The sequence below is a fragment of the Massilia forsythiae genome, assembly GCF_012849555.1.
In the GTDB taxonomy this organism is placed as follows: Bacteria; Pseudomonadota; Gammaproteobacteria; order Burkholderiales; family Burkholderiaceae_D; genus Telluria; species Telluria forsythiae.
On record NZ_CP051685.1, the window covers coordinates 1,094,969 to 1,116,155 of the forward strand.

Sequence of the window (21,187 nt, forward strand, 5' to 3'; positions counted from 1 at the left end):
TCGCTCGCCGTGCAGGCCGGATAAACCGCCGTCGGCGCGCCGATCCGCCGTATAATGACGCCGTTTTGGTGCTCGCGTCCGTGTCCACGGACGCAGTTAAACGGGAAACACGGACTCTGCCAACACCCGGCATCCCGGCAATCATCGACAGCGCACGGCGCGATTGCCCGGACATGCCGCCAGAGCCAACGTGTGCTGCCCCCGCAACGGTAAGCAAGTGCCGCCTCGCTTCGAGCGCGGCAACCGTCTTCTATGCCACTGTGCGTTCGCATGGGAAGGCCGGACGGCCATACTTGCCAGCCCGGATACCGGCCAAAAGGTGGAGGCGTGCCCGCGGATGCGCTTCCGTTCAATCCGGCCCACGGGGACGTCGGCCGGTTGCCCAATCACGTAGAACATCGCCATGACGCACATCCTTCCAGGCCGGCCGGCCGCGCCTTCGTTCGCGCAGCCGCCTGCACGCCCGCTTTCCCGTCCGCTCGCGCTCGCGCTGGCCCTCGCCGCCGCCTTCGGCGCACAGCATGCCGGCGCCGCCGACGCCCTGCCCGACACCGTGGTCGTCACCGCCACCCGCACGCCGCAGCGCGCCGACCAGCTGATCGCCGACACCACCGTCGTCACCGGCGAAGAGATCGCCCGTTCCGGCGCCGGCTCGGTCGCGGATGTGCTGCGCCGCCAGCGCGGCATCGAGATCGTGCGCAACGGCGGCGCCGGCACCAGTACCAGCGTCTACCTGCGTGGCGCCAACGCCAATCAGGTGGTGGTGCTGATCGACGGCGTGCGCATTGGTTCCTCGACCAGCGGCGTGGCGGCCTGGAACGCGATTCCGCTGTCGGCGGTGGAGCGCATCGAAGTCGTGTACGGTCCATTGAGCTCCCTGTACGGCGCCGACGCCATCGGCGGCGTGGTGCAGATCTTCACCAAGCGCGGCCAAGGCGCGCCGGCGCTCAGCGCCAGCATCGGCGGCGGCACCTACGGCACCAACCAAACCCAGGCCGCCGTCACTGGCACGAGCGGCGGCGAACACGCGGTCAGCTATGCGCTCGGCGTCGCCCACGAGGAAGCGGACGGCTTTTCGGCCACCCGTTCCGGCGCCTTCGGCTACAACCCGGACGACGACGGCTACAGCCGCAACAATGCCAACGGCCGCGTCACCGTGCAGCTGGCGCCCGGCCACGAAGCCGGCGCCCAGTTCCTGAAAAGCCGCCTGCGCGCCCAGTATGACAGCAGCGCGTCCAGCTTCGACACGCGCAATACCCAGGACCTGGACAGCTACGCCGTGTTCCTGAACGATCGCTTCCTGCCCAACTGGCGCAGCAGCGTGCAGGCGGCGCGCGCCGAGGACAAGCTGGCCAGCTACACCAGCACCGCGCTCTCCGGTACCAGCCGCATCGACACGCGCCAGGACGAACTCACCTGGCAGAACACGATCGACCTCGGTCCCGACACCTTGCAAGTGCTGTTCGGCCACCGCAAGGAAGAAGTCCTGTCCGTCACCGGCGGCGGCGCCGCCCCGAGCCCGCTCAACAAGACCCGCATCACCAATTCGGTGGCGGCCTCGTACGACATGAAGCGCGGCAGCCACCTGTTCGATGTCAGCGCACGCCGCGACCATGCGGAGTACGGCGGCAAGACCACCGGCGCGGCGGGCTACGGCTACCAGTTCAGCAAGGGCCTGCGCGCCACCGCCAGCGTCGGCACCAGCTTCCGCGCGCCGACTTTCAACGAGCTGTACTACCCTGGCTACGGCTTGCCGACCAACCGGCCGGAACGCGGCCGCAACGCCGAAGCCGGCCTGCGCTACGACATCGCCGACGTCGAACTGGGCGCCAATTACTATCGCAACCGCCTGACCGACATGATCGTCACCGCCAACCCGTGCCCCGGGCGTGCCGGCAGCTGCGCCTACAACGTCAACCACGCCCTGCTGGAAGGCTTGACGCTGTCGGCCGCCACGCGCCTGGCCGGCATCGACCTGCGCGCCAGCGCAGACCTGCAGGATCCGCGCGACGAGACCACGAACAAGCAGCTGGCGCGCCGCAGCAAGCGCCACGCCGCCGTCAGCGCCAACTACACTGCCGGCCAGGTGGACAGCGGCGTCGAGCTGCAAGCCTCCGGCCGCCGCTTCGACGATGCCGCCAACAATAACCGCCTGGGCGGCTACGGCTTGCTGAACCTCTACGGCACCTGGAACCTGGCACCCGAATGGTCGCTGCTGCTGCGCCTGGAAAATGCGGCGGACAAGCGCTACGAACTGGCGCGCAACTACGGCACCGCCGGCCGCACCTGGTTCGCGGCGATCCGCTACGGCATCCGCTGATCCGCCCACCGTCCGAGTCCAGCGCATGCATCCCGCCCCGCCCCCGCTGCACGACCAGCGACCGCTCCCGGCCCGTCCGTCGCAGCCGCGGCGCGCCGCCTTGATCGTCGGCGCATTGCTGCTGGCGGCGCTCGCCATCCTGCTGGCGTCCGGCATGATCGGTTCGGTGGCGCTGGCGCCGGCGGAATTGCCGGCGGCGCTGGCCCAGCTGCTGCACGGGACGCCGGACTCGCTGGCGGCCTCGCTGCTGGCGCTGCGCCTGGGACGCGCGCTGACCGCCTTCGTCACCGGCGGCTCGCTGGCGCTGGCCGGTGTCATGATGCAGGCGCTGCTGCGCAATCCGCTGGCCGACCCGTACATATTGGGTATTTCGGCCGGCGCCTCGGTCGGCGCCCTGTTCGCGCTGCTGCTGATGTGCGCCGCCGCCACCGTCGACGGCGCCGCGCTGGCCGGCGCCATCGCGGTGTCGATGCTGCTGTATGGGCTGGCGCGGCGCGACATGCGTGCCGGCACGGTGGCCGAAGGCGGCGCCTCGACCCTGCTGCTGACCGGCGTGATCCTGTCCTCGGCCTGCATGGCCCTGGTGACGCTGATGCTGTCCATCGCCCCCGAAGGTTCGCTGCGCAGCATGGTGTTCTGGATGATCGGCGACCTGGCCGGTGCGCCGCTGCGCGCCCTACCCTGGATCGTGCTGGGCGGCGCCCTCGCCTACGCCGTGCGCGGCGCGCGCGCCATGAACATGCTGGCCCTGCATGCGGAAGCCGCGGTCACGCTGGGAGTGGGCGTCGGCGCGCTGCGCAAGGGGCTGTTCCTGGTGTCCGGCCTGCTCACCGCCAGCGCGGTGACGAATGCCGGTTCGATCGGCTTCGTCGGCCTGATCGTGCCGCACGCCTGCCGCTTCGCCTTCGGCCCCGACCACCGCGTGCTGGTGCCGGCGGCGGTGCTGGCCGGCGGCGGCTTCCTGGTGCTGTGCGACACGCTGGCGCGCACCGTGATCGCGCCTACCCAGCTGCCGGTGGGCGCGATCACGGCCATCATCGGCGCGCCGGTGTTCCTGTACCAGCTGCATCGCCTGCGCAAATGACCGGCAACGCCATGACCCTCAGCACGCGCCAGTTGACGCTCGGCGCCGGCGAACGCACCCTGGTGTGCGGCCTGGACTGGCGCGTCGGTGCCGGCGAATGCTGGAGCATCATCGGCCGCAACGGCGCCGGCAAGAGCACGCTGATGCGCACGCTGGCCGGCCTGCGCGCGCCGGAGGGCGGCAGCGTCGAGATCGACGGCCGCCCCTTGCGCGACTGGCCGCTGGAAGCGCTGGCGCGCCGCCGCGCCTACCTGGCGCAAGCGCGCCACGACGCCTTCGCCTACAGCGTCATCGAGACCGTGCTGTCGGCACGCCACCCGTACCACGCCGAGCGCTACTGGGAAGGCGGCGACGACCACCAGGCGGCGCTACAGGCGCTGGCCGCGCTGGACGCCGGACACCTGGCGGCGCGCGACGTGCGCACCCTGTCCGGCGGCGAGCGCCAGCGCGTCGCCATCGCCGCCCTGCTGGCCCAGGACACGCCGCTGCTGCTGCTCGATGAACCCGCCAACGCACTCGACCTGGCGCACCAGGTGCGGATCACCGGCCTGCTGGCGCGCCTGTGCCGGCAGCAGGGCAAGACCGTGGTCATGATCGGCCACGACCTGACCCTGGCGTACGGCATCTCGACCCATGCTTTGCTTTTAAAAGGCGACGGCGCCTGGCATGCCGGCGCCGTCGACGACGCCATGCGGCCGGCGCTGCTGGGCGACTACCTCGGCCATCCGATCGAGATGATCGAACACGGCGGCCGCCGCATCTTCATTCCACTGGAACCGCCCCATGCATGACTTGACTCCCGAACAGACCGCTGCCCTCAACGAGCGCCACCGCGAGCGCATGGCGCGCAAGAAGGCGATGATCGACGCCCGCATCGCCGCCGCCGACAAGCAGGTTGGCATCCTCATCGTCAACACCGGCAACGGCAAGGGCAAGAGTTCGAGCGCCTTCGGCATGGCCGCGCGCGCGCTCGGCCACGGCATGAAGGTCGGCGTGGTCCAGTTCATCAAGGGCGCGATCAAGACCGGGGAGGAAGCCTTCCTGCGCCGCTTCCCGGACGAGGTCAGCTTCCACGTGATGGGCGAAGGCTATACCTGGGAGACCCAGAACCGCGAGCGCGACGCCGCCAAGGCGGCGCTGGCCTGGGAACAGGCGCGCCGCTTCCTGCAGGACCCGGCCATCGGCCTGGTGGTGCTGGACGAATTGAACATCGCCCTGAAATACCATTACCTGGACGTGCACGCGGTCATCGCCGACCTGCTCGACCGCCCGATCATGCAGCACGTGGTCGTGACCGGGCGTGCGGCGCCGCCCGAACTGGTGGCGGTGGCCGACACCGTCACCGAGATGAAAGTCGTCAAGCACGCGTTCGCCGCCGGCATCGCGGCGCAGGCAGGGACCGAATGGTGATGGAGGTGAGCATGGAGACGATGAGGGACAAGCAAGGCGCGCGCATGGTGCTGGTGGCGGCAGTGGCCTCCGGCCAGGGCAAGACCACCGTCACCGCCGCGCTGGCGCGCCGTTTGCGGCGCACGGGCCAGCGCGTGCGCGTGTTCAAGTGCGGCCCCGACTTCATCGACCCGATGCTGCTGGAACGCGCCAGCGGCGCGCCGGTGCACACGCTCGACCTGTGGATGGTCGGCCTGGAACAATGCCGGCAACGGCTGGAGCAGGCGGCACGCGAGGCCGACGTGGTGCTGGTCGAAGGCGTGATGGGCCTGTACGACGGCAAGCCGTCGGCGGCCGATTTGTCGCGCGAGTTCGACATTCCGGTGCTGGCCGTGATCGATGCGTCGGCCATGGCGCAGACCGCCGGCGCGCTGGTGCTGGGCCTGCGCGACTACGGGCCGGTGCGCATGGCCGGCGTGGTCGCCAACCGCGTCGCCAGCGCCGGACACGCGGCGATGGTGGCGGCCTCGCTGCGCGACATCCCGCTCTTGGGCACCCTGGTCAAGCAGCAGCGCCGGCTACCGGAGCGCCACCTGGGCCTGGTGGTGCCGGACGAGGTCGACGGCATCGATGCCATCCTGGACGAACTGGCCGACCAGTTGCAGCTCGACGAAGGGGCCTGGAACGCGCTGACGCCGCAGTTGCCGGCCCCGGCGCCGGCAGCGCTGGAACCGCTCGCGGTCACCCCACCGCTGCTGGCCGGGAAGACCGTGGCGATTGCGCGCGACGCCGCCTTCTGCTTCCTGTATCCGGCCAACCTGGACGTGCTGCGCGAATTGGGCGCGGCGCTGCTGTTCTTTTCTCCGCTGGCCGACCAGCCGGTGCCCGATGCGGCGGATATCGTCTGGCTGCCGGGCGGTTATCCGGAACTGCACTGCCCTCTGCTGTCCCGGGCGCGGCAGTGGTGCGAATCGATCCGCGCCGCGCACGCCGCCGGCCGCCCGATCCTGGCCGAATGCGGCGGCATGATGGCGGTAGCCGAATCGATCACCGACAAGGATGGGCAGACGTGGCCGATGGCCGGCCTGCTGCCGGGGCAGGTGGCGATGCAGCAGCGCCTGGCCGGGCTGGGCGCACAAGGGCTGCAGACCGGCGCCGGCCAGCTGCGCGGCCACACCTTTCATTATTCGCGCCTGGATACGGCCATCGAAGCGCAGGCACACACGGTCAAGCATCCGTCCGGCGCGACCGGCGAGGCGGTGTACCGAACCGGCTCGCTCACCGCCTCCTACTTCCACGCCTTTTTCGCATCGAACCCGGCCGCCGCCGCCGGCCTGCTGTGCGGGGACGCGCCATGACGCGCACCCTGGTCTTCGGCGGCGCCCGTTCGGGCAAGAGCGCGCTGGCCGAACGCCTGGCAGGCGACTCCGGCAAGGAAGTGGTCTACCTCGCCACCGCGCCCGCAAGCGCGCATGCGGACGACAGCGAAATGGCGGCGCGCATCGCCCACCACCGTGCGCGCCGTCCGCCGCACTGGCGCACCGTGGAAGAACCCACGGCGCTGGCCGCCACCCTGTGCGCCTTGTGCGCGCCCGAACGCATCGTACTGGTCGATTGCCTGACGCTGTGGCTGAGCAACCTGATGTTCGCCCCCGGCCAGGACTATCCGGACGTCGGCACGATCACGCTGCCGCAGTCCTTCCATGACGAGCGCGCCGCGCTGCTGGACTGGCTGGAGGCGCCGTCCACCGGCGACGTCATCTTCGTCTCCAACGAGGTCGGCATGGGCATCGTGCCCTGGGGCGCGGTATCGCGCGCCTTTGCCGACGAAGCCGGACGCCTGAACCAGGACGTGGCGGCGCGCTGCGAGCGCGTGCTGTTGGTCGCCGCCGGGCTGCCGCTGGCCCTGAAGGGCGCGCCATGCTGAGCGGCCTGCCGCCCTTGACGCTGGCGCTGCTGATGCTGGCCGGCGTGGCGCTGGACCTGCTGCTGGGCGAAGCGCGGCGCTGGCATCCGCTGGTCGGTTTCGGCCGTGTGGCGAGCCTGCTGGAACGGCGCCTGAACGTGGGCGGTATGCGCATCGGGCGCGGCCTGCTGGCCTGGACGCTGGCGGTGCTGCCGCCGACGTTGCTGGCCTGCGGCGCCTGCGCGCTCGGCGGCTTGGCCGTGCACGCACTGCTGCTGTACTTCTGCATCGGCCTGCGCAGCCTGCGCGACCACACGCTGCCGATCCACGCGGCGCTGCTGGACGGCGACCTGGCGCGCGCGCGCTGGCTGACCGCGCGCATCGTCAGCCGCGATACCGACCGGGCTGGCGAATCCGACCTGGCCAAGGCCGGCGCCGAATCGCTGCTGGAAAACGGCAACGACGCCGTGTTCGGCACCCTGTTCTGGTTCCTGCTGGCGGGCGGCTGGGGCGCCGTGCTGTTCCGCCTGGCGAACACGCTGGATGCGATGTGGGGCTACCGCAGCGAACGTTTCAATCTGTTCGGGCGCGTTGCGGCGCGCATCGACGACGCCTTGAATTACGTGCCGGCGCGCCTGACCGCATTGTCGTACGTGCTGCTGGCCTCCGGCGGCAACCGCCTGCGCGCCTGGCGCTGCTGGCGCGCCCAGGCGCCGCGCTGGAGCAGCCCGAACGCCGGCCCGGTGATGGCCAGCGGCGCCGGCGCGCTCGGCGTATCGCTGGGCGGCGCCGCGACCTACGGCGGCGAAGTGGAGCAACGTCCGCCGCTGGGCGCCGGCCCGGCCGCCGCCGGCGCCGACATCCTGCGTGCCTGGCGCCTGGTATGGCGCGCCACGTTGCTGTGGTGCGTCCTCGCGCTCGTGGGCGCAGTCATCCTGGGAGCCATGCATGCTTGAACACGGCGGCAACCTGCGCGACGCCATGCGCCACTACGGCGGCAGCGACTGGATCGACCTCTCCACCGGCATCAACCCGCTCGGCTATCCAGCGCCCCCATTGGCGCCGGACGCCTGGCAGCGCTTGCCGGAGCCGGACCCGGAACTGCTGCGCGCCGCCTGCGCGTATTATGGCGCGCCGCACCTGCTGCCGGTGGCCGGCACCCAGGCCGCCATTCAAGCCCTGCCGCGCCTGCGCGCACCGTCCCGGATCACGGTGGCCGCGCCCTCGTACGCCGAACACGCCCACCACTGGGGAGGCCACGGCCATACCCTGCGCCAGGTGCCGTATGCGCAGCTGGACGCGGCGGTGCGCGACAGCGACGTGGTCGTGGTCTGCAACCCCAACAACCCGACCGGGGACACCATCGAGGCGGCGCAGCTGCTGGCCTGGCGCGCCGAACTGGCGGCGCGCGGCGGCTGGCTGGTGGTCGACGAAGCCTTCGGCGACACCGCGCCCGCCCTGAGTGTCGCCGGCCACGCCGATGCCGAAGGACTGGTCGTGCTGCGCTCGGTCGGCAAATTCTTCGGCCTGGCCGGGCTGCGGCTCGGCTTCGTCGCCGCCGCGCCGCGCCTGCTGGCGCAGCTGGCCGACCTGCTCGGGCCGTGGGCGGTGAGCGGGCCGGCCCAGGCCGTGGCCCTGGACGCCTTGCGCGACCGGGCCTGGCAGGCGGCCACGCAGGAACGCCTGCTGCGCGACGGCGCGCGCATGCGCACGCTGCTGGCCAGCAGCGGCATCGAGGCCGGCGGCACGCCGCTGTTCCACTGGTGGCCGGAGGCGCGCCCGGAAGCCTTTCACGAGCACATGGCGCGCCGGGCGATCTGGGTGCGCCTGTTCCGCCAGGCCGCGCGCGGCATCCGCCTGGGCCTGCCCGCGCACGAAGCCGATTGGCAGCGTATCGAACGAGCACTTCGCGACTGGAGAGAGCAATGACGAACATGAAGACATCGATGTCAATGACCGCGCTGGCGCTGGCGCTGCACGCGAGCGCCGGCCACGCCGCCGTCAGCGTCAAGGACGACGACGGCAACACCGTCACGCTGCAAAAGCCGGCGCAGCGCGTGATCTCGCTGGCGCCGCACGTGACCGAGCTGCTGTTCGCGGCCGGCGGCGGCGCCCGCGTGGTCGGCGTGGTGGCCTACAGCGACTTTCCGGAAGAAGCGAAGAAGGTGGCGCAGGTCGGCTCGAACCGCGAACTCGACCTGGAACGCATCATCGCCTTGAAACCGGACCTGTTCGTGGTGTGGCGCCACGGCAGCTCCGAGCGCCAGATCGAGATGGTGCGCAAGCTCGGCGTGCCGGTCTTCCACAGCGAGCCGCACAAGCTGGAAGACATCGCGGACAGCGTGGACAAGCTGGGCCGGCTGATGGGCACCGAGGATGCCGCGCGCCCCGCCGCCGCCGCCCTGCGCAGCCAGCTGGCGAGCCTGCGCAGCCGCTATGCCAACCGCCCGCCGGTGCGCAGTTTCTACCAGGTCTGGGACAAGCCGCTGTACACGCTCAACGGCACGCATATCGTCACCGACGCGCTGCGCCTGTGCGGCGGCGAGAACGTCTTCGCCAGGCTGGCGGTGACGGCACCGGTGGTCAGCGTCGAGGGCGTCTTGCAGGAAAATCCGGAAGCCATCTTCGCCACCGCCGAAAAGAACTACGGCGGCGTGAACATGTGGAAGCAGTACGGCATGATCACCGCGGTACGCAACGACAACCTGTTCACCATCGACGGCAACCTGCTGAACCGCGCCGGCCCGCGCATGATCGCCGGCGCCGCCGTGCTGTGCGAAAAGCTGGAACTGGCGCGCGCGCATCGTGGCAAGTAAAACGCCCATGAGCGCTTTTCCCTATTCCACCCTGATGGTGCAGGGCACCACCTCGGATGCCGGCAAGAGCACCGTGGTGGCCGCCTTGTGCCGCCTGCTGCGCCGCGCCGGCGTTGCCGTGGCGCCGTTCAAGCCGCAGAACATGGCCCTGAACAGCGCGGTGACGCGCGATGGCGGAGAAATCGGCCGCGCCCAGGCGCTGCAGGCGATCGCCGCCGGCATCGAGCCGCATACCGACCTCAATCCGGTGCTGCTCAAACCGTCCAGCGACACCGGCGCCCAGGTCATCATCCACGGCCGCGTGCGCGCCGACATGAGCGCGCGCGACTACCACCAATATAAAACGGTGGCGATGGCGGCGGTGCTGGAATCGCACGCGCGCCTGCGCGCGCAGTACGGCGCGGTGATCGTCGAGGGCGCCGGCAGTCCGGCCGAGATCAACCTGCGCGCGCGCGACATCGCCAACATGGGCTTCGCGGAAGCGGTCGACTGCCCGGTGCTGCTGGTGGCGGACATCGACCGCGGCGGCGTGTTCGCGCACCTGCTCGGCACGCTGGCCTGCCTGTCGGACAGCGAACGCGCGCGTGTGATCGGCTTCGTCATCAACCGCTTCCGGGGCGACATCAAGCTGCTGGAGCCGGGCCTGGACTGGCTGGAAGCGCAGACCGGCAAGCCGGTGCTGGCGGTGCTGCCCTACCTGCACGGCCTGTACCTCGACGCCGAGGATGCGGTGCAGACCGGGCCGCGGCGCGACGGCAAGTTCCGCGTGGTGGTGCCGAGCACCCCGCGCATGAGCAACCACACCGACTTCGATCCGCTGCGCTTCCATCCCGACGTCGACCTGCGCTTCGTGCGCCAGGGCGAGCCGATCCCCGGTGCCGACCTGATCGTCCTCCCCGGCAGCAAGAATACGCGCGGCGACCTGGCCTGGCTGCAGCAGCACGGCTGGCCGCACCAGATCCGACGCCACCTGCGCTACGGCGGCAAGGTGATCGGCATCTGCGGCGGCTTCCAGATGCTGGGCGACGAGGTGATCGACCCGGACGGCGTGGAAGGCGCTGCCGGCCGCACCGACGCGCTCGGCCTGCTGCCGCTGGCGACCACGCTGACGCGCGAAAAACGCTTGGTGCAGGTGCGCGGCCATTGCGTGTTCGCGCCCGACGCCGCCGGCGCCGCGGTGGCCGGCTACGAGATCCACATGGGCGTGTCCAGCGGCGAGGCGCTGCGCCGGCCCGCCTTCGAGATCGACGGCCGCCCCGAAGGCGCCTGTTCGGAAGACGGGCAGGTCCTCGGCACCTACCTGCACGGCCTGTTCGACGATGCCGCCGCCTGCGCCGCCCTGCTGCGCTGGGCCGGGCTGCACAGCGAGCACGCGGTGGACAGCGCGGCGCTGCGCGAGGCGAGCCTGGAGCGGATCGCGGATGCGGCCGAACCGTTGATGGCGCGGTTGCTGGCGCTCGGCAACCGCTGAACCATCGCCGGCCCGCCCACGACTCAAATCTCCTTGAGCTTCAGCACGTCCGGCCCCGCCTCGACCACGTCGACCACACGCGCATCGCCCAGCCGGAAGCGGTTCGCGCCCAGGGCCTGCAACGCCACCTGCGCATGACGCAGGCGGTCGTCCGGCCCCGGCGTGCCGAGACCGACCTGTCCGTCCGCGCCGAATGCCAGCGTCCGGCGCGGACGCCGGCTCGGCGGAAACGAAAACGACGCGCTGGGCCGGAACACTTCGATGCCATCCGCATCCTCTTCGAAGGAATGGGTCCAGCTGCCGGCCGGCAGACCGTTCTCCATCATGCGTTCGCCATCGAAGATGCGTCGCGTTGCGGCGGCGCCAGCGGCATGGCGGCGGCAGGCTCGCGCTCGGCCGCTTGCGATTGCGCCTTGCGCAGGTCGGAAACGGTGCCGCCCAGGTTCTCGTAGCCCTGGATCGATGGCGCCCAGGCGCTGCCGGTCCAGGCCTTGTGGTACAGCGCGCTGTCGGTGCCGGTGACGAACAGGTCGAGCCGGTTCGCCGCCCATGCCGCCGCATACGGAGGCGAGGTGCAGACGCCGCCCAGCGCTTCGTAGCCGGTGATGGAAGGCCGCCAGGCCGCGCCGTCCCATGCCTTGTGGTAGACGCCGCTGTCGGTCCCGGTCACGAACAGGTCGAGGCGGTTCGGTCCCCAGGCCACGGCTTCCACTTCGCCCACGCAGACGCCGCCCAGGCGTTCGAAGCCTTCCTGCGACGGTCTCCAGGCCGCACCGTTCCACCATTTATGGTAGAGCGCGCCGTCCGTGCCGGCGACGAAGATGTCCAGCCGGTTCGGCCCCCAGGCCACCGCGCGCGGGGACGACGTGCAGGTGCCGCCGAGGCGCTCGTAGCCGTTGACCGAGGGCCGCCACGCGCTGCCGTCCCAAGACTTGTGATACAGCGCGCGATCCATCCCGATGACGAAGATGTCGAGCCGGTTCGGTCCCCACGCCACCACTTCCGGCTGGCCGATGCAGGTGCCGCCGAGGCTTTCGTAGCCGGTCGGCGACGGTCCCCAGGTGCCGTCGTACCATTTGTGGAACAGGGCGCGGTTGGTGCCGAGGACGAACACGTCCAACCGCCGCTCGGCGAAGGAAACGATGCGCGGGGTGCCGATGCAGGCGCCGCCCATCGCTTCGAAACCGGTAAAGGAGGGCCCCCACTGCGCCCCGTCCCACCACTTGTGATACAGCGCGCTGTCGGTGCCCGTGACGAACACGTCGAGCCGGTTCGGTCCCCACGACACCGCTTGCGGCGGGCTGGTGCAGACGCCGCCGAGCCGTTCGTAGCCTGTGACCGACGGTCCCCAGGCCGTCCTGTTCCACCATTTGTGGTACAGGGCGCGGTCCATGCCGAGCACGAAGGCATCCAGGCGGTCGGGGCCCCACGCCACGACGGGAGAGGAACTCGGACGCACCAAGCTGGCCCCGGTGCCGATCTGGCTGCGCGGCCCATCCAGGCAGGCCTGCATGCGCGTCGCCTGACCGGCCGTGAACATCACCATGGCGCGGTCGTCGACATAGTCCATGTAGTTCATGAACATGTCGCCGTTCGGGCCATTGCTGCAGCTGACATGCGGGAATCCGGGCACGCCGGTGTTGGCGCCGCCCTGGTTCGGGGTGTCGGCCACGTTGTCGGTGCCGCTGCATCCGCTGCCGTCGTCGCCCCAGATATGGTTCAGGTTGAGCCAGTGGCCGATTTCGTGCGTCGCGGTGCGGCCCAGGTTGAACGGCGCCGCCGCGCTGCCGACCGTGCCGAACGCCGAACACAGGATCACCACGCCATCCGTTTGCGCCGGACCGCCGGGGAACTGCGCATAGCCGAGCAGGCCGCCGCCCAGCTGGCAGACCCAGATGTTCAGGTAGCGCGCGGCCGGCCAGGCATCCATGCCGCCGCTGGCGGCCGCCTTGACCGCGTCGTTATCGGAAAAGCTGGCGACCGTGGCCTGGCGCCGCTCGATGCCCGAGGATGGCGTGCCGTTCGGCGCGCTGTCGGCCAGGTAGAATTCGACGCGCGAGTCGGCAGCGAGGGGCAGGAATGGCGCCGGCGTGCTGGCGACGTCCGGGTTGGCACGGCGGAAATCGCGGTTGAGGACATCGATCTGGCTGCGGATCTGCGCATCCGAGATGTTCTGGACCGGCGTGTTCCACACCACATGCACCACGACCGGGATGCGGGTGATGCCGCTGCGCTGCGCTTCCGCATCGACGGAAGCGAACAGCGCCGCCTGGTTTTCGATGGCGGCGCGACGCTGGGCGTAGCCGGGATCGGTCGACAGCAGGCGGCGGTGCACGTCCATGGTCGCGCAACGCCTGACCGGACGCGTGCCGCCGTCGGCGCCGCTGCCACCGCTGCCGCCGCCGTCGCCGCCTCCGTCACCGGCGTCGCGGCGCCCGGCTCCGCCACCGCTACCCATGTCGCCGCGCGGCATGCCGTCATCCTGCGCTGCCCTTGCCTGGAACAGGCTCGCAGACGGCATGTCATCGGGTGCGTCATGCCGGCCGCTGCCGGGCATGCCACGGTCATCCGGATCGGGGAATCCGGCGCCCATGTCGTTGGGCATTTGCTCGGGATTGTTCGACGAGGCCCCGTTGCCGGCTGCTGCCTGGCTTTCCATCGGGTTGGCGATGCCGTCACCATCTGCAGGCCTTGCCTCGCTTTTGCTGCTCTTGGTTCGCATACATCCCCCTGCTGAGAAACGAGAATCGCCAATGAACGTTTGTAGCAGTGGTGAGACCTGTTTTTTCGCCAAAAGGTCCGGCAAACAGACAGAAAACTGGAAGAAGGGAAAAACTTTTTGGCACGCCTGAAAAGCAAAAAGCCCCGCTCAGAACGAGGATTCACAAATGTGAATCCGAACAACGGGATTTCGTTTTACCAAAACGAAAAACCCCACCGAGATCACTCGGTGGGGTTTCGCTTATAACTAGCCTGACGATAACCTACTTTCACACTGGTTGCAGCACTATCATCGGCGCAAAGTCGTTTCACGGTCCTGTTCGGGATGGGAAGGGGTGGTACCGACTTGCTATGGTCATCAGGCATGACTTGTACGGGTGCGTCGTGCTGTGCGCGATGCCACCCTGAATCTGGAAGAAGTATTTTCTGTAATCTGTGGTCTTACTTGTATCAACAAACAGCCGAACCCTCATCTTTGGCTGACTGCCAAGGTTATAGGGACAAGCCGTACGGGCAATTAGTACTGGTTAGCTTAATGCATTACTGCACTTCCACACCCAGCCTATCAACGTCCTGGTCTCGAACGACCCTTCAAGGAGCTCAAGGCTCCGGGAAATCTCATCTCAAGGCGAGTTTCCCGCTTAGATGCTTTCAGCGGTTATCTCTTCCGAACTTAGCTACCCGGCAATGCCACTGGCGTGACAACCGGTACACCAGAGGTTCGTCCACTCCGGTCCTCTCGTACTAGGAGCAGCCCCCTTCAAATTTCCAACGCCCACGGCAGATAGGGACCAAACTGTCTCACGACGTTTTAAACCCAGCTCACGTACCACTTTAAATGGCGAACAGCCATACCCTTGGGACCGGCTACAGCCCCAGGATGTGATGAGCCGACATCGAGGTGCCAAACTCCCCCGTCGATATGAACTCTTGGGAGGAATCAGCCTGTTATCCCCAGAGTACCTTTTATCCGTTGAGCGATGGCCCTTCCATACAGAACCACCGGATCACTATGTCCTACTTTCGTACCTGCTCGACTTGTCGGTCTCGCAGTTAAGCACGCTTATGCCATTGCACTATTAGCACGATGTCCGACCGTACCTAGCGTACCTTCGAACTCCTCCGTTACACTTTAGGAGGAGACCGCCCCAGTCAAACTGCCTACCATGCACTGTCCCCGACCCGGATCACGGGCCAAGGTTAGAACCTCAAACAAACCAGGGTGGTATTTCAAGGATGGCTCCACGAGAACTGGCGTCCCCGCTTCAAAGCCTCCCACCTATCCTACACAGATTGGTTCAAAGTCCAATGCAAAGCTACAGTAAAGGTTCATGGGGTCTTTCCGTCTAGCCGCGGGTAGATTGCATCATCACAAACATTTCAACTTCGCTGAGTCTCGGGAGGAGACAGTGTGGCCATCGTTACGCCATTCGTGCAGGTCGGAACTTACCCGACAAGGAATTTCGCTACCTTAGGACCGTTATAGTTACGGCCGCCGTTTACTGGGACTTCAATCAAGAGCTTGCACCCCATCATTTAATCTTCCAGCACCGGGCAGGCGTCACACCCTATACGTCCACTTTCGTGTTTGCAGAGTGCTGTGTTTTTATTAAACAGTCGCAGCCACCAGTTTATTGCAACCCTTTCACCCTTCTGCAGCAAAGCAGTCAAGTTACCGGGGCGTACCTTTTCCCGAAGTTACGGTACCAATTTGCCGAGTTCCTTCTCCCGAGTTCTCTCAAGCGCCTTAGAATACTCATCTCGCCCACCTGTGTCGGTTTGCGGTACGGTCTCGTATGACTGAAGCTTAGAGGCTTTTCTTGGAACCACTTCCGATTGCTTCGTAGCACATGGCTACACGTCCCAGTCCCTTGAATCCTGCGCCCGGATTTGCCTAAGCGCCTTCTATGAACCAGAAACCAGCTATTCCAACAGCTGGACAACCTTCCGCGATCCGTCCCCCCATCGCATCATACGACGGTGCAGGAATATTAACCTGCTTCCCATCAGCTACGCATCTCTGCCTCGCCTTAGGGGCCGACTCACCCTGCTCCGATGAACGTTGAACAGGAAACCTTGGGCTTACGGCGTGCGGGCTTTTCACCCGCATTATCGCTACTCATGTCAGCATTCGCACTTCCGATACCTCCAGCATCCCTTACGAGACACCTTCTCAGGCTTACGGAACGCTCTCCTACCATATCGATCTTGATGCAAGCATCAGAAAGATATCCGCAGCTTCGGTGACTGGCTTAGCCCCGTTACATCTTCCGCGCAGGACGACTCGATCAGTGAGCTATTACGCTTTCTTTAAATGATGGCTGCTTCTAAGCCAACATCCTGACTGTTTTAGCCTTCCCACTTCGTTTTCCACTTAGCCAATCTTTGGGACCTTAGCTGGCGGTCTGGGTTGTTTCCCTCTTGACGCCGGACGTTAGCACCCGACGTCTGTCTCCCAAGCTCGCACTCATCGGTATTCGGAGTTTGCAATGGTTTGGTAAGTCGCAATGACCCCCTAGCCATAACAGTGCTCTACCCCCGATGGTGATACTTGAGGCACTACCTAAATAGTTTTCGGAGAGAACCAGCTATTTCCAGGTTTGTTTAGCCTTTCACCCCTACCCACAGCTCATCCCCTAATTTTTCAACATTAGTGGGTTCGGACCTCCAGGGCGTGTTACCGCACCTTCATCCTGGCCATGGGTAGATCACCTGGTTTCGGGTCTACACCCAGCGACTGTCGCCCTGTTCGGACTCGATTTCTCTACGGCTCCCCTATCCGGTTAACCTCGCCACTGAATGTAAGTCGCTGACCCATTATACAAAAGGTACGCCGTCACCCCACGAAGGGGCTCCGACTGTTTGTATGCACACGGTTTCAGGATCTATTTCACTCCCCTCCCGGGGTTCTTTTCGCCTTTCCCTCACGGTACTGGTTCACTATCGGTCGATTACGAGTATTTAGCCTTGGAGGATGGTCCCCCCATCTTCAGACAGGATTTCTCGTGTCCCGCCCTACTTGTCGTACGCTTAGTATCACCGTTCGGATTTCGTGTACGGGGCTATCACCCGCTATGGCCGGAGTTTCCAATCCGTTCCACTATCCGATCGACTATCGCGTACAAGGCTCATCCCATTTCGCTCGCCACTACTTTGGGAATCTCGGTTGATTTCTTTTCCTGCAGCTACTTAGATGTTTCAGTTCGCCGCGTTCGCTTCGTACACCTATGTATTCAGTGTACGATGACCTATAAGGCCGGGTTTCCCCATTCGGAAATCTGCGGATCAAAGCTCGTTTGCTAGCTCCCCGCAGCTTATCGCAAGCTACTACGTCCTTCATCGCCTGTAATCGCCAAGGCATCCACCATGTGCACTTATTCACTTGTCCCTATAACGTTGGCCCCTGCATGAGTGTCAGGGAACGTCATAATTACAAGAGTTCAGCTTACTTTGTTTGTTGATACATACAGATTACTACCCTAAGTGTGCATTTGATCTTTCGACCAACTACACGCTTAAAGAAAACTTTACTTCTTCCAGATTGTTAAAGAACGAAAAAACAGTGATCTCGAAAAGACCAAACCTAAACGCATGCTCTCGCATCGCTTACGTTTGAACTTTTGGTGGAGGATGACGGGATCGAACCGACGACCCCCTGCTTGCAAAGCAGGTGCTCTCCCAGCTGAGCTAATCCCCCGGTACGTGCTACCCGGCGACAACTTGGTAGGGCTGGTTGGACTCGAACCAACGACCCCCGCGTTATCAACACGGTGCTCTAACCAGCTGAGCTACAGCCCCGAAACACTGTTCTTTACTGTTCAACAGCCGATAAGCGTGGACGCTTGATGCTGGGCTTTCGCCCCGGTGCTACTCTAGAAAGGAGGTGATCCAGCCGCACCTTCCGATACGGCTACCTTGTTACGACTTCACCCCAGTCACGAATCCTACCGTGGTAAGCGCCCCCCTTGCGGTTAAGCTACCTACTTCTGGTAAAACCCGCTCCCATGGTGTGACGGGCGGTGTGTACAAGACCCGGGAACGTATTCACCGCGGCATGCTGATCCGCGATTACTAGCGATTCCAACTTCACGCAGTCGAGTTGCAGACTGCGATCCGGACTACGATACACTTTCTGGGATTAGCTCCCCCTCGCGGGTTGGCGGCCCTCTGTATGTACCATTGTATGACGTGTGAAGCCCTACCCATAAGGGCCATGAGGACTTGACGTCATCCCCACCTTCCTCCGGTTTGTCACCGGCAGTCTCATTAGAGTGCCCTTTCGTAGCAACTAATGACAAGGGTTGCGCTCGTTGCGGGACTTAACCCAACATCTCACGACACGAGCTGACGACAGCCATGCAGCACCTGTGTTCAGGCTCCCTTTCGGGCACACTCCAATCTCTCGGAGCTTCCTGACATGTCAAGGGTAGGTAAGGTTTTTCGCGTTGCATCGAATTAATCCACATCATCCACCGCTTGTGCGGGTCCCCGTCAATTCCTTTGAGTTTTAATCTTGCGACCGTACTCCCCAGGCGGTCTACTTCACGCGTTAGCTGCGTTACCAAGTTAATTAAAACCCGACAACTAGTAGACATCGTTTAGGGCGTGGACTACCAGGGTATCTAATCCTGTTTGCTCCCCACGCTTTCGTGCATGAGCGTCAGTCTTGACCCAGGGGGCTGCCTTCGCCATCGGTGTTCCTCCACATCTCTACGCATTTCACTGCTACACGTGGAATTCTACCCCCCTCTGCCAGACTCCAGCCTTGCAGTCTCCAACGCAATTCCCAGGTTGAGCCCGGGGATTTCACGTCAGACTTACAAAACCGCCTGCGCACGCTTTACGCCCAGTAATTCCGATTAACGCTCGCACCCTACGTATTACCGCGGCTGCTGGCACGTAGTTAGCCGGTGCTTATTCTTCAGGTACCGTCATTAGCCGGGGATATTAGCCCCAACCGTTTCTTCCCTGACAAAAGAGCTTTACAACCCGAAGGCCTTCTTCACTCACGCGGCATTGCTGGATCAGGCTTGCGCCCATTGTCCAAAATTCCCCACTGCTGCCTCCCGTAGGAGTCTGGGCCGTGTCTCAGTCCCAGTGTGGCTGGTCGTCCTCTCAGACCAGCTACTGATCGTCGCCTTGGTGAGCCTTTACCTCACCAACTAGCTAATCAGATATCGGCCGCTCCAGGAGCATGAGGTCCTTGCGAATCCCCCACTTTCATCCTTAGATCGTATGCGGTATTAGCGTAACTTTCGCTACGTTATCCCCCACTCTTGGGTACGTTCCGATATATTACTCACCCGTTCGCCACTCGCCGCCAGGTTGCCCCGCGCTGCCGTTCGACTTGCATGTGTAAAGCATGCCGCCAGCGTTCAATCTGAGCCAGGATCAAACTCTTCAGTTCAATCTCTGTTTGTCGAAACCGGCATTGCTACCGATTTCGAAATCGATCCACTGGATCGATTTCGCTCACTCAAAATACTGACCGTCACTCATTGCTGAGCAACGTATTTCTTTTTTGTGAACATTTGATAATTTAAGTAATCAGCAGCGCTTTCGCATCTGCCGGCACCTTCATCAAACGCCCACACTTATCGACTGTTTATTGTTAAAGAACTCGTATTCGGTACTGCCTTGCTGCATTCTGCGAATCGTTTTGTTCGTCAGCAGCAGAGGAGAGAGATTATGCAGCATGCTACTTAACTCGTCAACCCCTTCTTTTTCTTCAGCGCCAGCGGCTTGGTCAAACAAGCCAGCTCAACCTGTTGATTCGGTTCAGCTTTTTACTGCACTGCAGAAGCAGGACGCGAACTATAGCAAATGGATGAGCTGGTGCGCAAGGCCCGATGTTTCTGCCACGAGCCGTTTTACAACAACCAGTCGATCGGCAGCCAGGACAGTACACGCACCCCGGCGCGCTTCAAGACGCTCGCGCCTGGCTCTTCGTGATAGCGCACTACCCCACCGTCGGTGTGCTGCAGCCAGATCAACTTGCCGTCGGTATCGAGGCGCACTTCATAGGCGCGCCCGGGCGTCACCTGCGTCAACCTCGCATCCAACTTGTCGGCCAGCGCAGCACTCTCGATCACCAGCCCCATCTCGGTATTCAGGTCGATCGAGCGCAGGTCCAGGTTGAACGAACCGACGAAGATGCGCTGTCCGTCCACGCCGAAGGTCTTGGCATGCAGGCTCGATGCGGAACTGCCGAACGATCCGGCCCGTTGCTGCGGTGCGCCACCGATGCGGCGCAGTTCATACACGGTCACGCCTGCCTGCAACAGCGCGCGCCGGCGCTTGGCATAGCCCGCATGGACGGCCGCGACGTCGGTTGCCTGCAGCGAATTGGTCAGGATGCGCACCTGTACTCCCTGGCGCGCCATCGCCGCCAGGCTCTGCGTGGTCTCCGATCCCGGCACGAAATACGGCGACACCAGGTCGAGCCGGCGCCGCGGCTCGCCCATCAGCTCGCGCAGCGCGGCGGACATGCGCGCCTGCGGCTGCTCTGCCCCCAGCACCTTGTCGGGCGCATCGCTGACCAGGCGCGCCGCCGCCCACTCCAGCGGCAGGCGGCGCTGCGCCAGCTGTTCGACGAAGGGCAGCGTGCGGATCGCATCCAGGTACGCCTGCGCCGCCGGCTGGGCGCGCACCGCGGCAACTCGTTGCGCCAGTACGCTCGGTCCTGGCGCCGCCGCATCGTGCACCAGCGCGGCGATCGGATAGGCGGACCTGCTGTTCCAGTAGCGGTCGAAGTCCGCCGACACCGCCCGCGCCGCCGGACCTGCGGCGATCACGTCCAGGTCGACGAACAGCAGGTCCGCCGCCGCGCCGAAATACTCGTCGCCGATGTTGCGTCCGCCGACGATGGTCACCTGGTTATCCGCGGTGAAGGATTTGTTGTGCATGCGCCGGTTCAGGCGCGCGAAGTCGGTCAGGTAACCGATACTGCGCCAGCCGCGCAAGGCGAACGGATTGAACAGGCGCACTTCGACGTTCGGCTGACGGGCCAGTGCCAGCAGGATGTCGTCCAGTCCGGACGTGTTGTTATCGTCCAGCAGCAGGCGCACCCGCACGCCGCGCGCGGCGGCGCTGCGCAGGGCGTCCAGCATCAGCATGCCGGTCAGGTCGTTGCGCCATATATAGTATTGGATGTCCAGGCTGCGCTCGGCGCGCTGCGCCAGCAGGATGCGGGCAGCGAAGGCATCGCGCCCCTCGGACAAGGGATAGATGCCGGACAGACCGGGATGCGCCGCGGCCAGCGGCGCCAGCGCGCTGCCCAGGGCGGTGGCGCCGGTATCGGTGAAAGCGCTCGACACCGGGCGCGGCCCCGGCGGCGGCAAGCTGGCGCAACCGCCCAGCGTCACGGCACCGGCCAGCAACAGCCAGCCGCCTGGCGCCGTCCGCCCGGACCGGGCCGGCGACGATGACGCGCTCGCCGCCGGCGCCCTGCCCCGCCACGTCCAGGCCGGCGCGCACATGG

14 protein-coding genes, 2 tRNA genes, 3 rRNA genes and 1 riboswitch are annotated in these 21,187 nt (G+C 65.4%); of the genes, 10 read left to right on the top strand and 9 right to left on the bottom strand.

Annotation, left to right across the window (positions count from 1 at the left end; all coding sequences use genetic code 11):
• The first annotated feature begins 49 nt into the window (after nucleotides 1–49).
• Nucleotides 50–331, top strand: a riboswitch (cobalamin riboswitch).
• Nucleotides 332–403: 72 nt separating this feature from the next.
• The 10 genes from HH212_RS04735 to HH212_RS04780 are packed head-to-tail and all read left to right on the top strand — an operon-like array spanning nucleotide 404 to nucleotide 10,986.
• Nucleotides 404–2,320: a TonB-dependent receptor domain-containing protein gene (locus HH212_RS04735; protein ID WP_169434310.1), complete on the top strand. Its 1,917-nt coding sequence runs from the start codon at nucleotides 404–406 to the stop codon at nucleotides 2,318–2,320.
• A gap of 25 nt (nucleotides 2,321–2,345) precedes the next feature.
• Nucleotides 2,346–3,404, top strand: a complete 1,059-nt coding sequence (locus HH212_RS04740) for a FecCD family ABC transporter permease (RefSeq protein ID WP_169434311.1) — start codon at nucleotides 2,346–2,348, stop codon at nucleotides 3,402–3,404.
• An 11-nt stretch (nucleotides 3,405–3,415) separates the two neighbouring features.
• On the top strand, nucleotides 3,416–4,195 hold the full coding sequence (locus HH212_RS04745; RefSeq protein ID WP_169434312.1) for an ABC transporter ATP-binding protein: 780 nt from the start codon (nucleotides 3,416–3,418) through the stop codon (nucleotides 4,193–4,195).
• Nucleotides 4,188–4,814: a cob(I)yrinic acid a,c-diamide adenosyltransferase gene (cobO, locus tag HH212_RS04750; protein WP_169434313.1), complete on the top strand. Its 627-nt coding sequence runs from the start codon at nucleotides 4,188–4,190 to the stop codon at nucleotides 4,812–4,814. Before HH212_RS04745 ends, cobO begins: the two co-directional genes overlap by 8 nt.
• A 20-nt stretch (nucleotides 4,815–4,834) precedes the next feature.
• Nucleotides 4,835–6,151, top strand: a complete 1,317-nt coding sequence (locus tag HH212_RS04755) for a cobyrinic acid a,c-diamide synthase CobB (protein ID WP_169434314.1) — start codon at nucleotides 4,835–4,837, stop codon at nucleotides 6,149–6,151.
• Nucleotides 6,148–6,720 carry a bifunctional adenosylcobinamide kinase/adenosylcobinamide-phosphate guanylyltransferase gene (gene cobU, locus HH212_RS04760; RefSeq protein WP_169434315.1) on the top strand — a complete coding sequence of 191 codons (573 nt, stop codon included), beginning with the start codon at nucleotides 6,148–6,150 and terminating at the stop codon, nucleotides 6,718–6,720. The genes HH212_RS04755 and cobU overlap by 4 nt, the downstream gene beginning before the upstream one ends.
• Nucleotides 6,714–7,655 (top strand): CobD/CbiB family cobalamin biosynthesis protein, encoded by a 942-nt coding sequence (locus HH212_RS04765; protein ID WP_169434316.1) that lies wholly within the window; start codon nucleotides 6,714–6,716, stop codon nucleotides 7,653–7,655. The genes cobU and HH212_RS04765 overlap by 7 nt, the downstream gene beginning before the upstream one ends.
• Nucleotides 7,648–8,628 carry a threonine-phosphate decarboxylase CobD gene (gene cobD, locus HH212_RS04770; RefSeq protein WP_169434317.1) on the top strand — a complete coding sequence of 327 codons (981 nt, stop codon included), beginning with the start codon at nucleotides 7,648–7,650 and terminating at the stop codon, nucleotides 8,626–8,628. Before HH212_RS04765 ends, cobD begins: the two co-directional genes overlap by 8 nt.
• 5 nt (nucleotides 8,629–8,633) lie before the next feature.
• The gene (locus HH212_RS04775) at nucleotides 8,634–9,515 is read left to right on the top strand and encodes a cobalamin-binding protein (RefSeq protein ID WP_229217572.1); all 882 of its coding nucleotides are present in this window, start codon (nucleotides 8,634–8,636) and stop codon (nucleotides 9,513–9,515) included.
• A 7-nt stretch (nucleotides 9,516–9,522) separates the two neighbouring features.
• A complete protein-coding gene (locus tag HH212_RS04780) occupies nucleotides 9,523–10,986 on the top strand; it encodes a cobyric acid synthase (protein ID WP_169434319.1) in 1,464 nt (487 codons plus the stop codon).
• A gap of 23 nt (nucleotides 10,987–11,009) precedes the next feature.
• Here HH212_RS04780 and HH212_RS04785 read toward each other — a convergent pair whose 3' ends face one another.
• From HH212_RS04785 to HH212_RS04825, 9 genes are all read right to left on the bottom strand, one after another.
• Nucleotides 11,010–11,312, bottom strand: coding sequence for a hypothetical protein (locus tag HH212_RS04785; protein ID WP_169434320.1), 303 nt, complete (start codon nucleotides 11,310–11,312; stop codon nucleotides 11,010–11,012).
• Nucleotides 11,309–13,708: a DUF8189 domain-containing protein gene (locus HH212_RS04790; RefSeq protein ID WP_211172455.1), complete on the bottom strand. Its 2,400-nt coding sequence runs from the start codon at nucleotides 13,706–13,708 to the stop codon at nucleotides 11,309–11,311. The genes HH212_RS04785 and HH212_RS04790 overlap by 4 nt, the downstream gene beginning before the upstream one ends.
• A gap of 249 nt (nucleotides 13,709–13,957) precedes the next feature.
• A 5S ribosomal RNA gene (gene rrf, locus HH212_RS04795) occupies nucleotides 13,958–14,070 on the bottom strand.
• A 133-nt stretch (nucleotides 14,071–14,203) separates the two neighbouring features.
• A 23S ribosomal RNA gene (locus HH212_RS04800) occupies nucleotides 14,204–17,095 on the bottom strand.
• A gap of 233 nt (nucleotides 17,096–17,328) precedes the next feature.
• Nucleotides 17,329–17,404: transfer RNA gene (locus HH212_RS04805), tRNA-Ala, on the bottom strand.
• 24 nt (nucleotides 17,405–17,428) lie between these two features.
• A tRNA-Ile gene (locus HH212_RS04810) sits at nucleotides 17,429–17,505 on the bottom strand.
• Nucleotides 17,506–17,583: 78 nt separating this feature from the next.
• Nucleotides 17,584–19,114, bottom strand: a 16S ribosomal RNA gene (locus tag HH212_RS04815).
• Together the 16S, 23S and 5S rRNA genes with 2 tRNA genes alongside form the textbook arrangement of a ribosomal RNA operon.
• Before the next feature lie 173 nt (nucleotides 19,115–19,287).
• On the bottom strand, nucleotides 19,288–19,461 hold the full coding sequence (locus HH212_RS04820) for a hypothetical protein (RefSeq protein WP_169434321.1): 174 nt from the start codon (nucleotides 19,459–19,461) through the stop codon (nucleotides 19,288–19,290).
• A gap of 116 nt (nucleotides 19,462–19,577) precedes the next feature.
• Nucleotides 19,578–21,185, bottom strand: coding sequence for a phospholipase D family protein (locus HH212_RS04825; protein ID WP_169434322.1), 1,608 nt, complete (start codon nucleotides 21,183–21,185; stop codon nucleotides 19,578–19,580).
• Nucleotides 21,186–21,187: the final 2 nt, after the last annotated feature.

Excerpts from the sequence above, each read along its gene's own strand:
- HH212_RS04735 (WP_169434310.1), top strand. The coding sequence starts at position 404 with ATGACGCACATCCTTCCAGGCCGGCCGGCCGCGCCTTCGTTCGCGCAG.
- HH212_RS04740 (WP_169434311.1), top strand. The coding sequence starts at position 2,346 with ATGCATCCCGCCCCGCCCCCGCTGCACGACCAGCGACCGCTCCCGGCC.
- HH212_RS04745 (WP_169434312.1), top strand. The coding sequence starts at position 3,416 with ATGACCCTCAGCACGCGCCAGTTGACGCTCGGCGCCGGCGAACGCACC.
- cobO (WP_169434313.1), top strand. The coding sequence starts at position 4,188 with ATGCATGACTTGACTCCCGAACAGACCGCTGCCCTCAACGAGCGCCAC.
- HH212_RS04755 (WP_169434314.1), top strand. The coding sequence starts at position 4,835 with ATGAGGGACAAGCAAGGCGCGCGCATGGTGCTGGTGGCGGCAGTGGCC.
- cobU (WP_169434315.1), top strand. The coding sequence starts at position 6,148 with ATGACGCGCACCCTGGTCTTCGGCGGCGCCCGTTCGGGCAAGAGCGCG.
- HH212_RS04765 (WP_169434316.1), top strand. The coding sequence starts at position 6,714 with ATGCTGAGCGGCCTGCCGCCCTTGACGCTGGCGCTGCTGATGCTGGCC.
- cobD (WP_169434317.1), top strand. The coding sequence starts at position 7,648 with ATGCTTGAACACGGCGGCAACCTGCGCGACGCCATGCGCCACTACGGC.
- HH212_RS04775 (WP_229217572.1), top strand. The coding sequence starts at position 8,634 with ATGAAGACATCGATGTCAATGACCGCGCTGGCGCTGGCGCTGCACGCG.
- HH212_RS04780 (WP_169434319.1), top strand. The coding sequence starts at position 9,523 with ATGAGCGCTTTTCCCTATTCCACCCTGATGGTGCAGGGCACCACCTCG.
- HH212_RS04785 (WP_169434320.1), bottom strand. The coding sequence starts at position 11,312 with ATGATGGAGAACGGTCTGCCGGCCGGCAGCTGGACCCATTCCTTCGAA.
- HH212_RS04790 (WP_211172455.1), bottom strand. The coding sequence starts at position 13,708 with ATGCGAACCAAGAGCAGCAAAAGCGAGGCAAGGCCTGCAGATGGTGAC.
- HH212_RS04825 (WP_169434322.1), bottom strand. The coding sequence starts at position 21,185 with ATGTGCGCGCCGGCCTGGACGTGGCGGGGCAGGGCGCCGGCGGCGAGC.